This window comes from Ralstonia sp. A12 (assembly GCF_000801955.1).
Lineage (GTDB): Bacteria > Pseudomonadota > Gammaproteobacteria > Burkholderiales > Burkholderiaceae > Ralstonia.
This window is the reverse complement of record NZ_JSZO01000012.1, coordinates 86405-107242: the sequence shown is the minus strand read 5'-3', so window position 1 is coordinate 107242 and position 20838 is coordinate 86405. Positions and strand designations below refer to the sequence as shown.

The following is a 20838-nucleotide window of genomic DNA, read 5'->3' as shown; positions in this document are numbered from 1 at the left end:
GCGTTGAACTGCGTGTCGATCAGTGACGCGTGCCGCCCAGTGCGCCGCCCACCGTGCCCAGCAGGCCACCGACTGCGCCGGTTACCGGTGCCAGCGGCGTGGTCGCGCCGGCCGATGTCAGGCCGCTGCCCACCGTGGTGACGACCGTGCCTACCGGCGCCGTGATCGAGCTGACCGGATTGCTGCCGCCTGCGGCACCGCCGAGGCCACCGAGTGCGCCAGTGATCGGTGCCAGCGGATTGCTACCGCCCGCGGCGCCGCCAAGGCTGCCGAGCGCACCGGTAATCGGGGCAAGCGGGTTGGTGCCGCCTGCCGTGCCGCCCGTCAGGCCACCGAGTGCACCGGTGATCGGTGCCAACGGATTGCTGCCGCCGGCACCGCCCAGGCCACCGAGTGCACCGGTAATCGGCGCCAGCGGGTTGGAACCACCCGTTGCGCCGCCCGTCAGGCCACCAAGCGCGCCGGTGATGGGCGCCAGCGGATTGCTGCCACCAGTACCACCCAAGCCGCCGAGTGCACCGGTAATTGGTGCCAACGGGTTGCTCGGCGACGCCGTCGGCGAGTACACCGCGCCACCCAGCGCCCCGACGGTGTTGCCGACCGCCGTCACCACGCCACCCAGGTTGCCGACGACCGGCGCATGGGTTGCGGTGATGGCGCTACCGCCGTTAGCGACCGCACCGCCCAACTGGCCCAACAGCGAGTTGCCCGGCGAACCCAGGCCAGTGGTTGCCCCCACCGTTTGCGTGCCACCGGTGAGTTGCGAGGTGATCGGCACGATGGCCGTGCTGAGCTGCTGCGTGAGTTGCTGCACGGGGCCCGTCGACAGTGCCGTGCCAAGCGTGCCGCCGCCGTTGGCCAAGGTCTGGCCAACCTGCGTGACCACACCAGCCAGCGGCGTCGTCACCGGAGCCAGCGGCGCCAGCGGGCCAGTCCCCAGATTGTTCACCAGCGTACCGGCGCTGGTGACCGTGTTGCCTGCGCCCGTGACCACATTGCCGAGGCTCGACACCGTGGTGCCAACCGGATCCGGATTGCGGCCGATGCTGCCGAGACCGTTCTGCACGCCCGTGCCCAGTGCCGAAACCGTCGTGCCAACGTTATCCACCACACCACCCAGGCCGCTCTGCACACCGCTCAGCTGCGAGGGCAGCGGCGCATTCTTGATGTCCGAGCCGATACCGCTAACCGTCGAGCCGGCAGCCGTGACGACGTTGCCCGTGTTGTTGAGGATCACGCCCGCGGGCGTCAGGGGCGCAGGAGCGGGTGTCGGCGAGGGCGACGGGGACGGCGAAGGGGAGGGAGAAGGCGACGGAGAGGGCGAAGGCGAAGGTGCAGGCGACGGCGTGGGCGTCGAGCCACCGGTATTGTTGTTGGTGCCACCGGTGCCGTTAGAGCCAGAGCCCCCCAACGACCCCCCCATATCGCCCGAGCCGGAGCTGGCGCAACCGCCCAGGACCAACAGGCTTGCCATCGTGGCTGCCAGGCACTTGATGTTCTTATTCATGATCGTTCTCCCGTTTTAAAAAGTCCGCTTTTTGTCAGCTGGAAAATGGTCCCAATGTCGATTTGGGTAGCGGAGCCTTGCAAACGGTGTGCCATGTTTTGATTATTACGCCATGCGTAACCGATTATTGGAATCGAATGTGATTTGCCCGTAGAAAATGGAGGAATTGTGAAAACTAACTGAAATGCGGGATTTACCCTGCCCCACGAATGAGGGAGGGAAACGTTTGCTATTGGGGTTATGTCCGGGCCGAATATGTTCCGTGTCACGTAACAACGTAACGCCGGGAACGTTGGTTTTCTGCCCGTAACGCCCGTCCGCCATATTCGGGTATCACCGGATGCGTTGCCTGCAAAGCTTGTTGCGGCGCCACTCTTCAAAAATCGAGGTTTTGCTCTAATGCGATTGGCATGGCAATTGCAGAATCTGGCCCGCAGTCCGCAGTACCGAGCTCAGACATCAGGTAATACAACCAATCAAAGCAAAGAAGGGGACGGACCATGACTCACATTCGCCACTCCATTCGCGTTGCGCCGCTGGCGTGCGCTGTTGCTGCCCTCATGCTGGCGGCTTGTTCCTCGGGAGGTTCGGGTTCGGGAAGCTCGCCGAATGGCCCCAGCCCGAACGATCTGACGGGCGTGACGCCTGTCGGCAAGGTCGCCAACGGCACCGGCAACACCGTCGTCGCGACGGGGCAGGCCGTCAGCAGCCTGGGCACGACCCTGCAGAACGCAAATATTCCGGGCCTTTCCGACCAAGCCAAGGCTGGCCTGGGCGGCACGGTCAGCAACGCCGGCAAGGCCGTCAGCGATCTGGGCCTGGGCGTACAAACCGGTCTGGGCAAGATGGGCCAGAACCCGAATCCGATCGGCACGACCGTGGCCAGCACCGGCAACGTTGTGACGGATGTCGGCCAAACTGCTGTCAGCGCGGGTTCGCTCGTGCAGGGCCTGGGCCAAGGCTCGGGCGCGCCGCTTGCGCCTGTCACGCAGCCGGTAGGGGCTGGCGTGCAGCAGATTGGCCAAGCGCTGATTGGCGGAGGCACCTTGCTGGGCAGCGCGCTGTCGTCCGGCGCGGTACAACAAGTCACGCAGCAGGCCAGCTCGGCCATTGTTCCCGTCACCACGCAACTGACCAACGCCACGCAATCGGGCGGCGACATGACTGGCCTGGGCGGCCCGTTCAGCTCGCTGCTGGGTACGGTTGGCGGCGGCGTGGCCGGTGCCGGCAACACCATCACCGGAACGGGCGTGCCTGTGGTTTCGACCCTGGGCCCGGTCGTCACCTCAGTTGGAACGACGGTGGCAGCCCTGGGCGGCGTAGGCACAGCCGGCGGCTCGTCTGGCAGCAATCCGCTGGGTGGCTTGCTTGGCGGGGTGGGTGGCGCCTCGGGCGGTAGCAACCCGCTGGCACCGGTGACCGGTCTGCTCAGCGGGGCAGCTGGTGGCTCCAACCCCTTGGCGCCGGTTACGGGCCTGCTGAGCGGCGCCGCAGGCGGTAGCAATCCGCTGGCCCCTGTTACCGGTTTGCTGGGTGGTGCTGCGGGTGGCTCCAACCCCCTGGCGCCTGTCACGGGCCTGTTGGGCGGCGTGACCAGCGCAGCCGGCGGGGCCTCGGGCAGCAATCCGCTGGCCCCTGTTACGAACTTGCTGGGTGGCGTAAGCAGCCTGGCGCACTGAGCAGTACCTGTCTGTGCTCTTGAAGGTGCGCGGGCGTGTTCCCGTCGCTCGCGCATCCTTTTTTTGCCAAGACAGAGAGTGGGGAGCGTTCCGACCAGCCCCGGATTAATGGACAACCCGCACATATAATGGATCTAGTCTTTCGATCATTAAGGGATTTCCATTAGTTTTCAGAGGGTTGGTGCGTTTTTAATGAAATTAAATAGAGACTTCACTCTAATTGAGTGCAAGTACCTCAGTTGAGTTATTTTGTTTGCGGCGCCGCACGCCTATAAAACCGTTACGGGACGTTACGTGACATCCGTGACATTCCGAGAAATAAGGTAACGGGTTTGGGGGCGTGTGGTGGTCATTAGACGTTTTTGCGGGACCAAGACCGTCTGATGACATTTCATCTTCGTTTTGTTAGCAAAACGAAGTCGACGCGGCGAAAAGATTTTCTTTTGATCGTGTCATCGCTATAAATCCCCAAGCGTTTTATCCGTTATTCGTAAATATGAACTGGTCGCGGCCGGAGCACCGCAGGCTGGTCAAGATCAACACATCCGCGGGCGAGTGCAAACAGGAGAGCAATCATGAAAAACGCCGTTCTGAAGTTCCTTCGCGACGAACGAGGTGCCACGGCCATCGAGTATGGCCTCATCGTCGGCCTGATTGCTGGGCTGATCGTAGCCACCGTCACCGCAATCGGCGTCAAGATCGAAGCCATGTTCAAGGGCCTCTGCACTGCGATCGGCGCTACCGCCTGCTAGTGCCTCACCTTGTACAGCCACGTTGATATTGCTGGCTGGGCGAGCGTCGGAGTTTTCGCAGTTCTTGCAATCACGTTGGACATCCGCTCGCGGCGCGTGCCGAATTGGCTCGTCGCCGCAGGGCTGGTGCTGTCCATCGTGTTGATCAAGCTCGGCGGGGTGATGGCGCTTGCCTATGACTGGCAGGATTTCTGGCTCGGCGGGGCAATCGCATTTGCCTGTTTTTTACCGCTCTACGCACTGGGCTGGATGGGCGCGGGCGACGTCAAGTTTTTCACGGTAGCGGGGTTGCTGGCCGGCTGGCACGGTCTGGTAGCCGTGTGGTTGGTCTCCAGCATGATCGCCGGGGTGCATGCACTCCTGATCAAGACCCTGCGCCAGCTTGATGCGTCGTTGCCCTCCGCTTGGCTGGTGATGCGACTCTGCCCCGCTGTGACGCGCTGGGATACGGCACAGGCCGGGCGCCGAGGTATTCCGTATGCGGCCTATATGGCGATCGGATTGCTGAGCCTGCCTTGGGTGCCCACTGTGATGCGGGCGCCGTGGTTGCCAGGTATGTAGCCAGAACAGTTGAAGAGTTGGACAAGAGCCGCCAAGCGGCCTGCCTATAGAAAGGAGTCGGCCATGCCGACATTGCGATGGGAACGGGAGCGTGCGCGGATGCACTCTGGCGCGCGTATGTTTGCTGCCAGGCGGCGCGGTAGCCGCGGCGCGACAGCAGTCGAATTTGCCATTGTCCTGCCAGTGCTTCTGGTGCTCATGTTCGGCGTCGCGTACTACGGCGTGATCCTGGCCATGCAGCAGGTACTGACGCTGGCGGCCGAAGAAGGCGCCCGAGCTGCGCTGCGCTACCAGACCTCCAACACCCTGCGCGTGTCAGCCGCTTACACGGCTGCCAATACGGCGCTGCCTTCTTACCTCAGTTCTCAGGTCACGACCAACCAGAGTGCATCGCCGCTGGTAACGTGCCCGACCATCGCCAGCATGCAATGCCTGAGTGTCGTGCTTACGCTGCCGGTCACCACTGGCGCCACGCCGCTTTTGCCATCTATTCCGCTGTTGCCGGTGCCGTCCACACTCACGGGGTCGGCTGTCGTGCAGCTTGTGCCGGGTTCCTAAGGTGCTGTGGCCCGCTAACTTCTCTTATTGATTGCATCGACAGGCTGCCTAGATGACCAGCAAACATCTCCAGATCTTCGCCGCCGCGCTGCTGCTGCTTGCCGCCATTCTTGGAGCGGTGGCATGGAAGAGCGCGCACCGCCCACCTGCGCCGGTGACCGTGCAGAAGGACGGCAAGGCGGTGTATCCGATTGTCGTCACCGTCAAACCACTGGAGGCCGGTAAGCCCATCACGGCAGACCAGTTGGGCGTCGAGCAATTGCCGATCAATCCGGCGGACGCGTTCTCCGATGTATCCAAGGTGGTGGGGCGCGAGCCGATCCTCCCGGTTGGTGTGGGCGTGCCGCTGATCGCCTCCCAGCTTGCATCAGGGTTGGCGCAGCAGGTGGAGGCGGGGCAGCGCGCAGTGGCCATCACGGTTGATGAAGTGGTTGGTGTCGGCAACCGTGTCATGCCAGGGGACTATGTAGACGTGTTCCTCGTGATGCGTAAGGACAGTCAGGAGATTGAAGACAGTCAGGCACGACTGCTGTTGCCTCATCTGCGCGTGCTGGCGTTCGGTCCGCTCGCGGTCAATGAGGGGGCGCAGAAGCAGCCCGACGGCAACGCGGTCACGCGCAAGGTTGACCAGGCCAAGACGGCGGTGCTGGCGGTGCCGGTGGAAGCCGTCAGCCAACTGGCGATGGCGCATCAGAGCGGTCGCCTGCTGCTTGCGCTGCGCAACCCGGGTGACGACGCTGAACCAACCGTCAAACCGCAGGACGCCGCGCTGCTGGCTGCCGCCAATCGCAACCCGATGGACGTTGCACAGGCTGGCGTGTCGATGTCCAGCCTGACAGGGTCGCCGCGCCGCCCCGTCCTGATGCAGCCCACACCGTTGCCGGCAGTTGCGGCCGCCCGTACGACGGTTCGCAGCAGCACTGCCAGCACCGGTGTCGAGATCATCCGCGCAGGTAAACGTGAGGAGCAACATGACTGATGCCGCCGTGGTTCGCGGTTGGATGGGCGCACTCGCGTGGGGCTGCGCCGTCTTTGTATCGACGGCGTTTGCCGAAACGGCGCCGGCTGGGCAGACGCTGCATCTGCTGACCGGTAGTCAACGCGAGATTCGCTTGGGCAAGCCGCTCGAGCGCATTGCGATCGGAAACCCCGAGATTGCCGACGCGCTGTTGCTCAAGGGGCGCGGCGCGGCCAATAGCCTGTTGATCATCGCGAAGAAACCGGGGGCAGCCAACGTCATGGTCTGGACGCAAGGTGGTGCCGCCACGACCTACAACGTGCAGGTGGATGCCGCCGAGTCTGAGCCGGGTGACCCCAATGTGACCTCGCAAGGCGATACGGCCGTGGTATCTGGTCAGGCCAAGGATGTATATGCGCTTGCGCGTGCGCGTCGTTCGGCCGCCGCTGCGAGTGGCGGTGAAAAGCCCAAGAATGGCAACGTGGTCGACAACACTTCAATGAACGTGCCGGGCACCGTGCAGGTCGACGTGCGTGTGGTGGAGTTCAGCAAGACGGTGTTGAAGCAGTCCGGTCTGAACTTCACGCGCACAAGGGGAGGATTCTCTTTCGGCACGTTCTCGCCGTCGTCGCTGACACAGGCCACGTTCAGCCCGTCGACGGGGCTGAGCACGCAGTCGACCATGCCATTGAGCTCCGCTTTCAACCTGCTGGTTGGTTCCGTCAGCAAAGGCATCTTCGCCAACTTGAGCCTGATTGAATCGAATGGCATGGCGCGCGTGCTGGCTGAGCCCAGTCTGGTGGCCCTGTCAGGGCAGAGCGCCAACTTCCTGGCCGGCGGCGAGATTCCGATTCCCGTGCCGCAGGCGCTGGGCACCACCACGATTGAATACAAACCGTTCGGTATCGGTTTGACGGTGTCGCCCACCATCCTGTCGGAAAACCGCATCGCCCTGAAAGTGGCACCGGAAGCGAGCGACCTGGACTTCAGCCGCGGCATCACGCTCAACGGCGCGACCGTGCCGGCCATCGTCACACGCCGTGCGGATACCACGGTTGAGCTGGGCGACGGCGAGAGCTTCGTCATCGGTGGGCTGGTCAGCCGTTCGACGCTTTCCAATGTAGACAAGGTGCCGTTCCTGGGCGACGTGCCGATCATCGGGACGTTCTTCAAGCGCCTGAACTACAACCAGGAAGAGCGTGAGCTGGTGATCATCGTGACGCCGCATCTGGTCAAACCGATGGCACGCAACGCGCCCATCGAGAAGATGCTGCCCGGCCAAAGTGGCGGGCAGGATCGTGACACCGCAGGCGAGGCTGTCTGGCGCCCGTTTGCACTGGGGGTGGCAGATCCGGCCACCATGCCCGGCTTCTCGCAGTAAGGGGCAGGCATGGACTACTTCCTTCTGCACGGTGGCGCACGTGGTGGCGTGCAGGGCGATGCGCAGGCAGCGGGCGTGCACCGCTGGCTGGCCGCCGCGATCCGCGAACTGGGTGTGCTGGTGGCCGAGACCACCGGTCACGATGCGTTTCTGGAGCAGATCGGCTCGGTGAATCCCGAAGTGGTGTTCGTACGCTTCGCATCGTCCCCCACGCTGATCGACGTGCCGGATCAGGACCAGAAGCTGGGCGAGGGTGCCGACGACATTGGCGAGGCCACGCAACTGGTTGGCCAACTCACGCGCTTGTTCCCGGGGTTGCCGCTGGTGGCCGTGGGCTCGGCAGCCGATGGCCGTGCCATGCTGGCCGCGCTGCGTGCCGGTGTGAAGGATTTCGTTGATGTGGAAGGCGCCCCTGCCGAGGCCGTGCGCGTGGTGCGACGCCTGCTGGCCGAGCGCGCTTCCACCGAGCCGACGCGCCGCGGCCGCGTGCTGGCCGTGCTCGGCGCGCGCCCAGGCGTGGGCGCCACGACGCTCGCTGCCAATCTGGCCACGCTGGTGCGCCGTACGTCAGCCAGCGATGTGATGCTGATGGACCTCGGCCAACCGCTGCGTGATGGTGCGCTGTACCTGAACGTGCAGGCCAACTTCCACTTTGTGGAGGCCGTGCGCAACCTGCGCCGCTTCGACCAGGTGTTTGTGCAGACCGCGCTGTCACGCCATCCAAATGGGCTGGCGGTGCTGCCGCTGCCGATCTCGCTGGCGGAGATGCGCGACATCTCGTTCTCCGAGGCGCTCGGTCTGCTGAACCGCCTGCGCACGTTCTTCGACCTGCAGGTGGTTGACCTGGGTGGTTTCGGCAACATTGATTTCATTGCCCAACTGGTCAAGGCCGCCGACGACGTGATGCTGGTGACCGAGCAGAGCGTGGGCGCCATTGTCTCGGCTGCCGAACTGATGCAGGAGCTGAAGAAGCGCGAGATCGATCGCGACCACCTGCACCTGACCATCTCGAAGTTCGACACGCGTCTGTCGCTGGATGCCGCGCAGATTGCCGAGCGCTTGGAGATCCCCTCGGTGCTGACGGTACCGAGCCGCCGCGAGGCACTGGTGATCGCCTCCAATCAGGGCGCAATGCTGGCGGAAACCCACCCGAACGACGTCTATGTGAAGGCGCTGGCCAACATTGCGCAGACACTGGGCTATGCCCAGCAGAGCGAGCGCGCCTCGGGCATGTCGGGCTGGGTGGCGGGCATGGGCGCGCGCTTTGGCGGGCGATTCGGCAAAGGGCAGGACGGGCGCCTCAAACGTAAATCGACAGATCAGGACGAACTGGATCTGGGTACCACTGGACGGAACGCGACATGACACAACCCATCGAGTTTTCCAACCAGGCGGACGCAGGCAACGGCGCGTTTGCTGTCACGCAGGCCTTCCAAGACATCAAGGAAGCCGCGCACGAGCATCTGCTCACACGCATCGAAGAACTGGGCGCCGAGTTCGGACGCTGGTCGCGCACCGCCATCCAGCGTTTTGTCGATCTGGAAGTCGAAGGTTTTACGCGCATGCGCCGCATTCCCGTCAACGAGACGGAAGTGCGGCAGATTGCAGAGGCGTTGACCAAGGAATTGGCTGGCTTTGGCCCGATTGAGGATCTGCTGGCCGATCCCGCGGTGGAAGACATTCTCGTCAACGGCCACCTAGACGTGTACGTGTCGCGCCACGGTGTGCTGGAGCGCATTCCGGTGCGTTTTGCCGACAACAACCACCTGCTGCGCATTGTGCGTCGCATCCTCGCGCCGATTGGCCGCCGGCTGGATGAATCCAACCCGATGGTGGATGCGCGCCTGCCGGACGGTGGCCGTATCAACGTGGTCATTCCACCGCTGGCGCTGGAAGGGCCGGTGGTGTCGATCCGCAAGTTCCGCAAGGATCCGCTCAAGCCCGAAGACCTGCTTGGCCTGGGCACGATGAACGAGGAGATTGGCGCGCTGATCGATGCCGCCGTGCGGGCACGCTGCAACATCCTGGTGAGCGGCGGCACGAGCTCGGGCAAAACCTCGTTGCTCAACGCGATGGCGTATCACATCCCGATTACCGAACGCGTGATCACCATTGAAGACACGGCCGAGCTGTCGCTCAACCACCCGCACGTAGTGCGCCTGGAAAGCCGGCCCGGTGGCTTTGAAGGCACCGGTGTGGTGACGATTCGCGAGTTGCTGCGCAACAGTCTGCGTATGCGCCCGGACCGCATCATCGTGGGCGAAGTACGCGGTGGCGAAGTGCTGGAAATGCTGCAGGCCATGAGCACCGGCCACGATGGCTCAATGGGCACCATCCACGCCAGCAGCCCGCGCGAATGCCTGTACCGGCTGGAAATGCTGGCGGGTTTTGCCGGTTTTCAGGGCAGCGAGGTGAGCCTGCGCCGCCAGATCACCAACGCCATCGATTTCATCGTGCAGATCGGGCGCTTGTCCAACGGCAAGCGGCGCATCCTGTCGATCACGGAAGTCACCGGGCTGGGCGACAACATCATCTCCACGCAGGAGCTGTATCGCTACGAGCCCTATATCGGCCCCGACGGCGAGGAGGTCGATCGCTGGACGGCACTCGGCCTGCAGCCCCATTCGCCCAAGCTGGCACGCATGCGCAACAACGGGATGGAGGGCGGCGGTGGCATGGACGGTGGCATGAGCGGATTCGGCAACGGAGGCCGCTTCCATGTCTAGCGCAACGCTCTGGTTCGGCTGTCTGGCTCTTCTGCTGATGGGCGCGTCGCTCATGCTGTGGGCGGAGTCCGTGCGCCGACGTGAGCGAGAAGCTTCACGCAGCTTCGTGCGCGTGCAGACCGAGCAGATCAACGCGCGCTACCAGCCCAACGCAGAGGCGGCGCCGGTCAGCGTGCCCGACTCCCTGACTCGAGCCTGGAACGATGCGCTGCGCCGCGCCGACATCGAGCCAAGCCGGCGCTTCTACATGCTGTTGGTTGCGCCGGCGCTGGTGATTGCGCTGGTGGCATGGGCGGTGTTGGGGCTGCTGTCTGCGGTGATCGCGCTCATGCTGTACGCAACCATTGCGGTCTTTCTGTTCTGGAACCGCGCGCGGAAGATGAATGAACGCCTGCTGCAGCAACTGCCCGGATTCTTGGACGGCGTGGTACGCCTGATGAGCATCGGTAGCGCTGTGCCAGCGGCGTTCCAGGCTGCGAGTGCAAACACCGAGCAACCGCTACGCTCTTGCCTGATCGCCATCACACAAATGCAGCGTGCCGGCAAGGATCTTGATGCCGCAGTGCTGGCAGTTGGGCAGCAATACCGGGTCAACGAACTGGTCCTGCTGTCGTCGGTGCTACGCCTGTCTCTACGCTATGGCGGGCGCGCAGACATTGTGATGGAGCGTACTGCGGCGTTCATGCGTGACCGCCAGCATGCTCAGCGCGAGCTGCTTGCGCTGTCGGCCGAGACCCGTTTGTCAGCGTGGATCATTGGCCTGCTGCCGATGGTGGTCGGTGGTGTCATTGTCATGTTCAACGCCGCCTACATCATGTCGATGTGGCGTGACCCGTTCGGCAAGACGTTGATCATGACGGCATTCGGTATGGAAGTGGTAGGTGCTGTCATGCTCGCCCGGCTGGCGAAATCGGTCTAAGGGGGGCGCATGGACGACACGCTCATCACCCTCAGCTTGACCGCAGCAGCCGCAGGTGTGCTGGTGTTTGGCGGTTTGGCGCTGCGCGCGGCATTCACGCGGCATCGCAGCGCGCGCAAGCTCGATACGGCGCTATCCAACATGCGGGCAACGACTGCCAATCCGGCGGTCACTACGGGGGCACCAGCGGTACCGCCGGCAACCAAGGCGAGCCCTCACGGCCCTCGCGAGGCACAGAAGATTCAGCAGCAGATTGCCAAAGTGGGGCAGCGCTGGATCGATACGGGCCTGGGGCGCCGCATCGTCACCGAGGAAGATCGCAAGCTGCTGGAAGAGTGTGGCTACTACGGCGAACACGCGCGCACCATGTTTGGTGGTACGCGCATTGTGCTGCCGCCACTGCTGGCGGTTATTGGGGCGCTCAATGCGTCGTCGATCCTGTTTGTGTTCGTGTGGGGCATGGTCGGTTTTGCACTGGGCTATCTGGGCCCCAAGTGGTTGCTCGGGCGCCGCAAAGAGAACCGACGCCGTCGCGTGGATGACGAGTTGCCGGTCATGGTCGACATGCTGCGTTTGCTGCAAGGGGTGGGTCTGTCGATCGATCAGAGCCTGCAGGTGATCGCCAATGAGTTTCACAGCATGCTGCCGGTGCTGGCCGGTGAGTTTGGTCGAGCCAACCAGCAGTTCGCATCGGGCCGCCCGCGAGAGCAGACGTTGTTGCGCATTGCCAAACTGTTCGACAACGAAGATCTAAAGGGCCTGATCACGCTGCTCACACAGGTTGACCGCTTTGGCGGTGCTGTGCAGGAGCCCCTGCGCCAGTTTGGTGGTCGCCTGCAGGAGAGCCGCCGTGCCTGGTTGAAGGAGCGCGTTGGCAAGTTGACCGTCAAGATGACCGTGATCATGGTGCTGACGCTGCTTCCGGCCTTGTTGATCGTCACTGCGGGGCCAGGCTTCACGAGCGTGATACGCAGTCTGCAACATCACGAGGGAAATTGAGATGACACGACTCCCGATCACGACACGGGCTTGGATGGCGAGTCTGCCGGTCCTCACTGCACTTCTGGCGGGCTGCGGCTCGATGGCCACGTCAGACATGAGCCTGCGTGCCGATGCCGATATTGATATGGCACGTCAGCGTCAAAGCCAGGAGAAGGCCGAGATCACCAGCCCGGCGACGTACTTGTCGCTGATCCGCCGTATGCAGGAGCAGGGGCTGTACTACGCGTCGCTGGCACATATTGATGCCTACCAGCAGCGCTACGGCCGCACGCCGGAGGTGATGCTGTTGCGCGCCGACGCCCTGCGGGAGACTGACCAACTGGCTGCGGCCGAAGCCGACTATCGCGCCGTGGTGAGTGCAACGTCGACGATGGGGGCGGGCACGCAGGGAGCGCTGCTCAATGCTGGTGCGTGGCGTGGGCTGGGTATTACAGCGGGTCGCCAGGGCAACTTTGTCGAAGCGGCGCGTCGGCTGCAGGTCGCTGCGCAAGCCAATCCGACGGACGCCAATACCGCCAGCGACTACGGCTATGCCCTGATGCGCGCCGGCGAGGTCGAGCAAGCCCGTGTGCCCTTGATGCAGGCGCAACAGATGGCCGCTGGCAACCCCAAGATTGCAGGCAACCTGATGATCTGGCTGACCGTGAGCGAGCGCAAGGACGATGCCGCGTCGCTGGCTTCGCGCGCGCAACTGACGGCATCTGCCCGCAAAGCCATCGATGAAGACGTGGTGCGTGTGCGCAGCGCCTGGCGCGATCGGCGCATCGCCCGCGACACCGCGCTGGCAGCCCCGCGGGCTGTGGCGGTGGTTTCGCCTGCTGCGGCGTCTGCTGCGGCTGTGGCCAATGCTGGGAGTGCCGCGGCCCGCCCGCTGGCACTGCAGCGGGGCCGCTTACTTGACACGTTGGAGGTAGCGCAATGATGCATCGCATTCTGATGGGCGTTGGTATGGCGGCGTGGATGCTGTGCGGTATCGCCGGCGGGCAGGGCTTCTCGGGGGCGGACGCGCAGACCACCGTGTCGGCTGCGCCCAAAGCGGGCACCAATGTCAACGAGGCCACGCGTACGTTGCTCAAGGCCCAGCGCGATGGAACATATGCGGGCGAGCTCGTGCCGTTGCGTGGTGAGCAGGCTGCATTGGCGTACCAGCGCTACCTCAATTCATTCAACCAAACGATGCCGGGTCTGACCCAGCAGAACTCCGGAACGCGGGCATCCACGCAGAGCGTGGCCCAGCCGTCCGGGCGTTAAGCATCGTCACTCTTCCGCCGTGAAACGATCCGCCCCCCACCTTCGCCAAACCGCAACCACACTGGGCCGCATGCGCGGCGCGGTGAGCGTCATGACGGCTGTCTTTGTCGCCACGGTTGGCTTGGCCGTGCTCGTGTCGATCGACATCGGCAATCTGTTCTATACGCAGCGTGCGTTGCAGCGCTCGGCAGATCTGGCCGCCATGGCGGCGGCACAGCGGCTGGACTTGCCCAACGCAGCACAACAGGCGGTGGGGCAGAACGGGCTGACGGTTGATGGCACCAATGTCACGTTGGCGGTAGTGCCGGGGGTGTGGGATGCCAGCACCGGCACGGCGCCGACGTACTTCACTGCGCAGGCCGCCGTCGACGGCAACACCAATGCTGCGCAGGTGACGGTCACGCAGAACGTGCCGTATTTCTTCCTTGTCGGGAACCGCCAGTTGCAGGCGACGGCCATTGCAAAGAACACGTCCATCGTGGCGTTCTCACTTGGCTCTGGGCTGGCATCCGTCAACAACGGACTGCTGAATCAGCTGCTTGGGTATTTGCTGCACACCAACCTCAATCTTGACGCCGCCTCATACCAGGGGCTCGCCACGACCAATATCCGGCTGGCGGATCTGGCGGTTGCGCTCGGCGCGGGCTCCATGCAGCAGTTGCTGGCGCTGTCGCCCAGCCTGGGTAGCTTCTTTACCACTGTGATCTCGGTTGCATCGCAGTCAGGGCTGGCGGGGGTGTCGGTGGGTGGAGCAGGGGCCAGCAATACGCTGTCGTATGGCAGCGATCTGAATGTGCCGATCAACATCGGCGATGGTGGCGCCTCGTCACCTGGGCTGCTGTCGGTGCTGGCACTGGCTGGTAACGAGCAGGCTGCGCTGAATGCCACTGTGAACGTGCTTGATCTGCTGACGACCGCGGCGCAGATTGCCAATAGCCAGTCGGCAGTGAACGTGGCCCCCGTCACACTGAACCTTGTTGGGCTGGGCGCTGTCACGCTGTCGTTGAAGATCATCGAACCGCCGGCGATTGCGGTCGGACCACCGGGGCAGTTTCTGTCTGGGCCGAATGCGGGGCAGTGGAGGACGCAGGCTCGGACTGCGCAGGTGCGGTTGGGGGTCGGGGTCGTGGTGGGCGCACCGGGACTGCTGGCCGTGAGCGTTCCGATTGGCCTGCAAGTCGCGGCGGCTCAGGCCCATGCGAAATCGACTAGCTGTACGGTTCCTCGTACCAGCTCGACGGCCACGATCTCCGCCCAGCCTCAACCCGTTTCGCTGTGTATTGCTACCGGTGCAGATACGGCGGTGAGTGGCGCAATGAATTGCGCAGCCGCGTCTCCCGCACCTCTGGTGGATTTGGGGCCCCTCGTCGGGTCAGTGAGTATCAAGGCCAATGTGTCACCGGCGGCCAATTCCAACTGGGGCGATGAAACCATTGCGGCCACGCAAATTGGCCAGAATCCGCAGACGGATACCAGCGGGAACTCTCCGCCACGTGTGGCGACCCAGGCCGTCTTCAGTTCGATCTTGAACAGCAACCTGAGTCAGCTTCAACTCAATGTGACTCTTCTTGGGGTAACCGTTCCGCTAGGGGCGGCTCTGGCGCCCGTCATTGCACCAGTGATCGCGCTGATTGGCTCGACCCTTGACGCCGTCCTGACCCCCTTGCTCAAAGCGCTCGGCATCCAAGTCGGGTACGCCGACATCAATCTCCTCTCGCTCGACTGCGATGCTGTCGAGTTGGTCTACTGACATGGAAGCGACGACATGAAAACCGATCGCTGGGCGTACGAAACGCTTGAGATATTCGTCTGGGAAGGCCGCCACGATATTGCCGACCGTGTGGCGCGGTTCATGGCGCCGTTTGGGGCGGAGGTGATCCGCGCGGGCGGCATCGACTTCCAGCCGGCCGAGCCGCGCCTGAAGCCGGCGGTGGCCGTCATCAGCGCGTCGGTCGTGGAAAGCGGCGGCTTTACGGTGCTCGATTGGCAGGCAGCGCAGGGCATGCCTGTGATCTGGGTAGCGGCAGACACGCAGCATGATTCGAGCCGTTTCCCGCCGGAATACACCTACGTGCTCGGGCCGGACTTTGGCGCGACCGAGCTGCGTGCACAGATCACCAAGGTCTTGCCGTCGATGTCGTCGGCGCAGGGGCAGGCCCCTGACCAGAGCGACCTCGTGGCCGCGTCGCCTGCCATGCATGGGCTGCTGGAGCAGGTCGACACCTTTGCCGACTGCGACAGCAACGTCATGCTCTACGGCGAGACCGGTGCCGGCAAAGAGCGCATCGCCCGTCTGCTGCACGACAAGAACAGCATGTATGGCAAGGGCCCGTTTGTGGCCGTCAACTGCGGTGCCATTCCGGATGGGCTGTTCGAATCGCAATTCTTTGGTCACGCCAAGGGCGCATTCACGGGGGCCATGTATGCGCACCGCGGCTATTTCGAACAGGCCAACGGCGGCACGCTGTTCCTTGATGAACTGGGCGATCTGCCGCTGTATCAGCAGGTCAAGCTGCTGCGCGTGCTGGAAGATAGCGAATGCACGCGGCTGGGCTCGACCGTGCCCGTGAAGCTGGATTTCCGGCTGGTGGCCGCGACCAACAAGAACCTGCGCGAGATGGTCGCCACCGGCAAGTTTCGGGCAGACCTGTACTTCCGCCTGGCGGTGATCGAACTGCGCATTCCCAGCCTGGAGCAGCGCGGCGCGGACGACAAGGTAGCGCTGCTGCTGTCCTTCCTGCGGCATCTACTGGGCGACAAGGCTTACGAGAGCATGCCGCCGGTGCCGGAGTGGGTGAGGGCGTCGGTTGGCCGCGCGTACTTTGCCGGCAATGTGCGCGAGTTGCGCAATCTGGCTGAGCGCCTCGGTATTACCCTGCGCCAGTTCGGTCGCTGGGACGAGACCCGCATCCTGCCCCTGTTTGCCGGCCTGCAGCGCGACGCCTTCGAGCGCGAGACCCATGGCGGCAACGGGGGCAATGGCCACGACCGTGGCAATGGCAGCGATGAGGAGCGCCGCCGCATCCTGGCCGCGCTGGATGCCAACAACTGGCGCCGCCAGGACACTGCCGCCACCTTGGGCATCAGCCGCAAGGTGCTGTGGGAAAAGATGCGCAAATACCAGATTGCCGATGGCGAAACCGAGTTGCGCGAGCTGGAGTGACACCAAACAACACCCCCCTGTCTGACGGCCCCCTGGCGCGCCACTCGGGCGGCGGATCGCGTATAGTTTTCGGCTGCAACACCTGCGCAGAATCCACAGGGTCGAGATGACAACAACAAAACAGTCAGGGAAAGCGTCGCAACAGGCGTTTCAGAGGGGATTGGCCATTGCGGCCGCGGTGGCAGCCATGGCGGGCACCGCCGCCTGCACATCGGCCGTGGCGCAAAGCCCGGCAGCACCACCCACCGCCATTGCACCGATTGCCGCGGCTGCACCTGTGCCGGCACTGACCGCCACGGTTGGTCAGGCCAACGCAACTGCGGCCACCAGCACGCCCACTGCCAGCAATAGCGTCGCCCGCGCCGAGAGCCCGGCCGGCAACAGCACCGTTCTTGAGTTGCAGCGCCGCATGCAGGCCCACGAATTGTCGGAGCTGCGCACCACCTACAACGGCGCCTACGGTGCCAGCCTGCTGTTTGCCCAGAGTGACCTGACCTACTACGTGACGCTGTTCCAGCAGAAGGACCTCTGGCGCGTCATCAAGACCACCAACGAAGCCTCTGCCGAGCGCCTGTACAACGAGTTCGCCAAGCAGACGCGTACGATGGCCGATCTGGAGCTGCAGCGCATCCGCCTGGAGGCCCAGAAGGAGCGTTCCGAGCGCCAGATCGCTGCACAGGAAGAAAAGCTGCGTGGCCTGAAGACCGACCTGGACATCCAGCGCCAGCAGCAGGCCCAGGCGCAGGAGCGCCAGAAGGTTGCCCGCTCCGAAGCCGATACGCTGGACGTGGAACGCCGCGCCGCCCGCGCCCGCGTGGACGAGCTGCAGCGCCAGATTCGCGCGCTGGAAGCGCAGGTCAACGCGCCGTTCACGCCGTCGCAGCGCAATCGCTGATCGGCACGTCGCAGTACCCCAGATCGGGCGGCCCACGGGTCGCCCGATGCACTTTTAGGGGCTGGTATTCAAACACGGTGATGACGTTTGATGCCGAACCGGGTGGCGCGTACATTGGCGGACAACCCATTTTCGCAGTCGACCGCGCATGCGTTCCGCCTCCGAGTTGCCCGCCAACGCCTCAGCCGCCGCCGCGGCGCCCATTCCCCAGCCCAAGGGCTTGCCCTGGTTGGGCAACCTGCTTCAACTGCCCAAAGACGGCCTTGCCCAGGCGCTGCTGGAAACCAGCCGGCAGTTTCCCGAAGGGATCTATCAACTCGACTTTGGCGGCCGCCGCGTGCCGTTTGTCTATTCCGCCGACCTGGTGGCCGAGCTGTCCGACGAAACGCGCTTTCGCAAGCTGATCGGCCCGCCGTTGTCCTTCCTGCGCGCCGGAGCGGGCGACGGCCTTTTCACCGCCCACCAGGACGAGCCCAACTGGGGCAAAGCCCACCGCATCCTGCTGCCGGCCTTCAGCCAGCGCGCCATGAAGGGCTACTTCGACGTGATGCTCGAAGTGGCCAATGCGCTGGCAGACAAGTGGACGCGCCAGGGTCCCGACGCCGACATCCCCGTGGCCGACGACATGACGCGGCTCACGCTCGACACCATCTCGCTGGCCGGCTTCGGATACCGCTTCGATTCGTTCACTACACCCGAACTGCATCCGTTCCTGGCGGCCATGGTGGGGGTGCTGTCCGAGGCGATGGGCAAGCTCACGCGCTTGCCGCTCAAAGACAAGTTCATGCGCGAGCACCATCGCCGCTTCGAGCAGGATGTGGCCGCCATGCACCAACTGGTGGACGAGGTGATCCGCACACGCCGCCATGCGCAAGACGGTGGCACGGGCGCGAGCGATCTGCTGGGCCTGATGCTCAACGCGCGCGATCCGGTGACGGACCTGCCGCTGGACGACACCAACATCCGCTTCCAGGTCATCACCTTCCTGATTGCGGGGCACGAGACCACCAGCGGGATGCTGACGTTCGCGCTGTACCTGCTGTTGCGCCATCCCGCCGTGCTAGCCCAAGCCTATGCCGAAGTCGATCGCGTGTTGCCGGGCGATACCGTGCCGCAGTACGCGCATCTGGCGCAGCTCGACGTGATCGAGCGCGTGCTGAAGGAAACGCTACGCCTGTGGCCCACGGCCCCGAGCTTTGGCGTGGCGCCGTATGAAGACACCCGCATCGGCGGCCGCTATGCCATCCGCAAGGATCAGCGCGTGGTGACCGTACTGATGGCGCTGCATCGTGACCCTGCGGTGTGGGATCGCCCCGAGGTGTTTGACATCGACCGTTTCCTGCCCGAAAACGAAGCCCGTATCCACCCACACGCCTACAAGCCCTTCGGCAACGGCGAGCGTGCCTGTATCGGCCGCCAGTTCGCGCTGACCGAAGCCAAGCTGGCGCTGGCGGTGATCCTGCAACGCTTTGCGCTGTCCGACCCGCATGACTACGCGTTCCACATCAAGGAGACGCTGACGCTCAAGCCGGACGGCTTCCACCTGCGTGCGCGGCTGCGCAATGCACGCGAGCGGTTGTTGGTTGTGATGCCGTCGCCAGCCGGTGCCGTGGCGGATGCCGATGCACAAGCCACGCTGGCCGGTGGCGGAGAGCCAATGCATGTGCTGTACGGCGGCAGCCTTGGCACGTGCCAGGATATTGCCGAGCAGATTGCCGCCACTGCATCGCGCGCAGGCTTTGATGCCAAGGTGGCGCCGCTGGATGCCATTGCCGATGCGCTGCCGCAGCAGGGCACGCTCGTCGTGGTGGCGGCCACCTACAACGGCCGTGCGCCGGACAGCGCCCGCACCTTGGAAGCGCGGCTCGATTCGGCCGACGCACTGGTCCGGCAGGCGCCCGGTTTGCGCTATGCCGTGCTGGGTTGCGGTAACTCGCAGTGGCCGGCGTTCCAAGCGTTTCCCAAGCGGGTGGAGGCCATGCTGGCTGCGTCCGGCGCGCAAGCCATCGTGCCGCGCGGCGAGGCCGACGGCAACGGTGGTTTCGATGCCGCCGTCGATGCCTGGACACGCAACCTGTGGAGCACCCTCGGTACGCGCCAGGTGCAGACCGACGCGGCCGCCGTGAGCGTGCGCTACCTCGCGCCTGACGCCGTACGCGCCGCAGTGCTGCCGGCTGCGGCGCGCAGCATGACCGTGCTCGCCAACGAAGAACTCGTCAGCGATCCAACCGGTCTGTGGGATTTCACCCGAGAGGCCCCACGCGGCCCGACGCGTCACCTGACCGTGCGGCTGCCAGAAGGCGTGACCTATGCCACCGGCGACCACCTTGCCGTCTACCCGCGCAATGCCGATGACCGTGTCGAGGCGGCCATCGCCCGGCTCGGCCTGGAAGGCGAAGCGCTCGTCACGTTGACAGCGCAGCATGCCCATGTGCGCCATCTGCCGCTCAACCAGCCCGTGACCGTGCGCCAGTTGCTGCGCGACTTTGTTGAGCTACAGGACACCGCCACCGCGCGCGATGTCACCGCGCTGCACGCGATCACGCGTTGCCCGTTCACGCGCAGCCAGCTTGCCATGTGGATCGAAGGGGAGGCAGCAGCGCAACGCTTCGATCAGGACATCCAGGCCGCGCATGTAAGCGTGCTGGATCTGCTGCTCCGCTTTCCTGCCATTGAACTGACATTGGAGGGCTTCCTCGCGCGCCTGGGCGCCATGCGGCCGCGCTTCTATTCGATCGCCTCGTCGGCACGTGTCTCGCCGGATGTGGTTGCTCTGACGGTGGGCACGGTGTCGGGGCCGGCTTGGTCGGGTGTCGGTACGTATCGCGGCACGGCATCGAACTACCTGATGCAGTTGCCGACCGGCGCGGAGATCGCCGCCACGGTGCGCACGCCCAACCCGCCGTTCGCGCCCGATGCGGACGCCAGCAAGCCGATGGTGCTGATCTGTGCCGGCACGGGCATCGCGCCGTTCCGGGGTTTTCTGGAGGAGCGTGCCACGCTGCAGGCAGCAGGCGAGACCGTTGCGACATCGCTGCTGTGCAACGGCAGCCGGCATCCTGAGCACGACTTCCTGTACCGCGATGCCCTGCGCACCTGGGAAGATGCCGGCGTGGTGCGTGTCTTCCAGGCGTACTCGTGCGTGGACGACCACCCGCATCGCTTTGTGCAGCACGTCTTGTGGGATGCGCGCGAGGCCGTGTGGGCTGCATTCGACGCGGGCGCCACGCTGTACGTTTGCGGCGATGGCCGCGCTATGGCGCCGGCCGTGCGCGACACACTCATCCGCATGTACCAGGCGCGCTACGCCAGCGATCTGGCCACCGCATCGGACTGGCTGACCGCACAGATGCAATCCGGACGCTACCGGCAGGACGTCTTCAACTGAGGCTGTCGGGCGTACCCCGGCTCGCCGCACCGCCGCACCGCCGCATCGTCCTACTCGCCTGGGCGGGGGCGGGCACGCCGCATGTTACGATTTGCGCT

Annotated in this window: 17 protein-coding genes; 16 read left to right on the top strand and 1 reads right to left on the bottom strand. The window is 64.4% G+C overall.

Going from position 1 to position 20838, the window contains the following annotated elements:
- Positions 1–19: 19 nt before the first annotated feature.
- Complete coding sequence (locus PI87_RS15780; RefSeq protein WP_039598669.1) at positions 20–1507, bottom strand: collagen-like triple helix repeat-containing protein; 1488 nt, start codon at positions 1505–1507, stop codon at positions 20–22.
- A 500-nt stretch (positions 1508–2007) separates the two neighbouring features.
- Here PI87_RS15780 and PI87_RS15775 point away from each other — a divergent pair, with 500 nt between their 5' ends.
- The 16 genes from PI87_RS15775 to PI87_RS15700 all read left to right on the top strand — a co-directional run bounded on the left by PI87_RS15775 (position 2008) and on the right by PI87_RS15700 (position 20740).
- Positions 2008–3186, top strand: a complete 1179-nt coding sequence (locus PI87_RS15775; RefSeq protein ID WP_039598668.1) for a collagen-like triple helix repeat-containing protein — start codon at positions 2008–2010, stop codon at positions 3184–3186.
- Positions 3187–3761: 575 nt separating this feature from the next.
- A complete protein-coding gene (locus PI87_RS15770; RefSeq protein WP_039598667.1) occupies positions 3762–3938 on the top strand; it encodes a Flp family type IVb pilin in 177 nt (58 codons plus the stop codon).
- A 69-nt stretch (positions 3939–4007) separates the two neighbouring features.
- Positions 4008–4499, top strand: a complete 492-nt coding sequence (locus tag PI87_RS15765; protein WP_232314008.1) for a prepilin peptidase — start codon at positions 4008–4010, stop codon at positions 4497–4499.
- Positions 4500–4562: 63 nt separating this feature from the next.
- Entirely contained in the window at positions 4563–5057 is a 495-nt protein-coding gene (locus PI87_RS15760; protein ID WP_039598665.1) for a TadE/TadG family type IV pilus assembly protein, read from the top strand.
- A 52-nt stretch (positions 5058–5109) separates the two neighbouring features.
- Positions 5110–6036 carry a Flp pilus assembly protein CpaB gene (gene cpaB, locus PI87_RS15755; RefSeq protein WP_039598664.1) on the top strand — a complete coding sequence of 309 codons (927 nt, stop codon included), beginning with the start codon at positions 5110–5112 and terminating at the stop codon, positions 6034–6036.
- Positions 6029–7396, top strand: coding sequence for a type II and III secretion system protein family protein (locus PI87_RS15750; protein WP_039598663.1), 1368 nt, complete (start codon positions 6029–6031; stop codon positions 7394–7396). The genes cpaB and PI87_RS15750 overlap by 8 nt, the downstream gene beginning before the upstream one ends.
- Before the next feature lie 9 nt (positions 7397–7405).
- Entirely contained in the window at positions 7406–8761 is a 1356-nt protein-coding gene (locus PI87_RS15745) for an AAA family ATPase (protein ID WP_039598662.1), read from the top strand.
- A complete protein-coding gene (locus PI87_RS15740; RefSeq protein ID WP_039598661.1) occupies positions 8758–10122 on the top strand; it encodes a CpaF family protein in 1365 nt (454 codons plus the stop codon). Before PI87_RS15745 ends, PI87_RS15740 begins: the two co-directional genes overlap by 4 nt.
- The gene (locus PI87_RS15735; RefSeq protein WP_039598660.1) at positions 10115–11041 is read left to right on the top strand and encodes a type II secretion system F family protein; all 927 of its coding nucleotides are present in this window, start codon (positions 10115–10117) and stop codon (positions 11039–11041) included. The genes PI87_RS15740 and PI87_RS15735 overlap by 8 nt, the downstream gene beginning before the upstream one ends.
- Before the next feature lie 9 nt (positions 11042–11050).
- Complete coding sequence (locus PI87_RS15730) at positions 11051–12040, top strand: type II secretion system F family protein (RefSeq protein WP_039598659.1); 990 nt, start codon at positions 11051–11053, stop codon at positions 12038–12040.
- A 1-nt stretch (position 12041) separates the two neighbouring features.
- Entirely contained in the window at positions 12042–12965 is a 924-nt protein-coding gene (locus tag PI87_RS15725; RefSeq protein WP_039598658.1) for a tetratricopeptide repeat protein, read from the top strand.
- The gene (locus tag PI87_RS15720; protein WP_039598657.1) at positions 12962–13294 is read left to right on the top strand and encodes a DUF3613 domain-containing protein; all 333 of its coding nucleotides are present in this window, start codon (positions 12962–12964) and stop codon (positions 13292–13294) included. Before PI87_RS15725 ends, PI87_RS15720 begins: the two co-directional genes overlap by 4 nt.
- 70 nt (positions 13295–13364) lie before the next feature.
- Entirely contained in the window at positions 13365–15044 is a 1680-nt protein-coding gene (locus tag PI87_RS15715; protein WP_269746646.1) for a TadG family pilus assembly protein, read from the top strand.
- 15 nt (positions 15045–15059) lie between these two features.
- Positions 15060–16457 (top strand): sigma-54-dependent Fis family transcriptional regulator, encoded by a 1398-nt coding sequence (locus PI87_RS15710; protein ID WP_039598656.1) that lies wholly within the window; start codon positions 15060–15062, stop codon positions 16455–16457.
- Between the two features lie 106 nt (positions 16458–16563).
- A complete protein-coding gene (locus PI87_RS15705; protein WP_039598655.1) occupies positions 16564–17352 on the top strand; it encodes a DUF2968 domain-containing protein in 789 nt (262 codons plus the stop codon).
- Between the two features lie 148 nt (positions 17353–17500).
- Entirely contained in the window at positions 17501–20740 is a 3240-nt protein-coding gene (locus tag PI87_RS15700) for a bifunctional cytochrome P450/NADPH--P450 reductase (RefSeq protein WP_039598654.1), read from the top strand.
- Positions 20741–20838 lie beyond the last annotated feature (98 nt).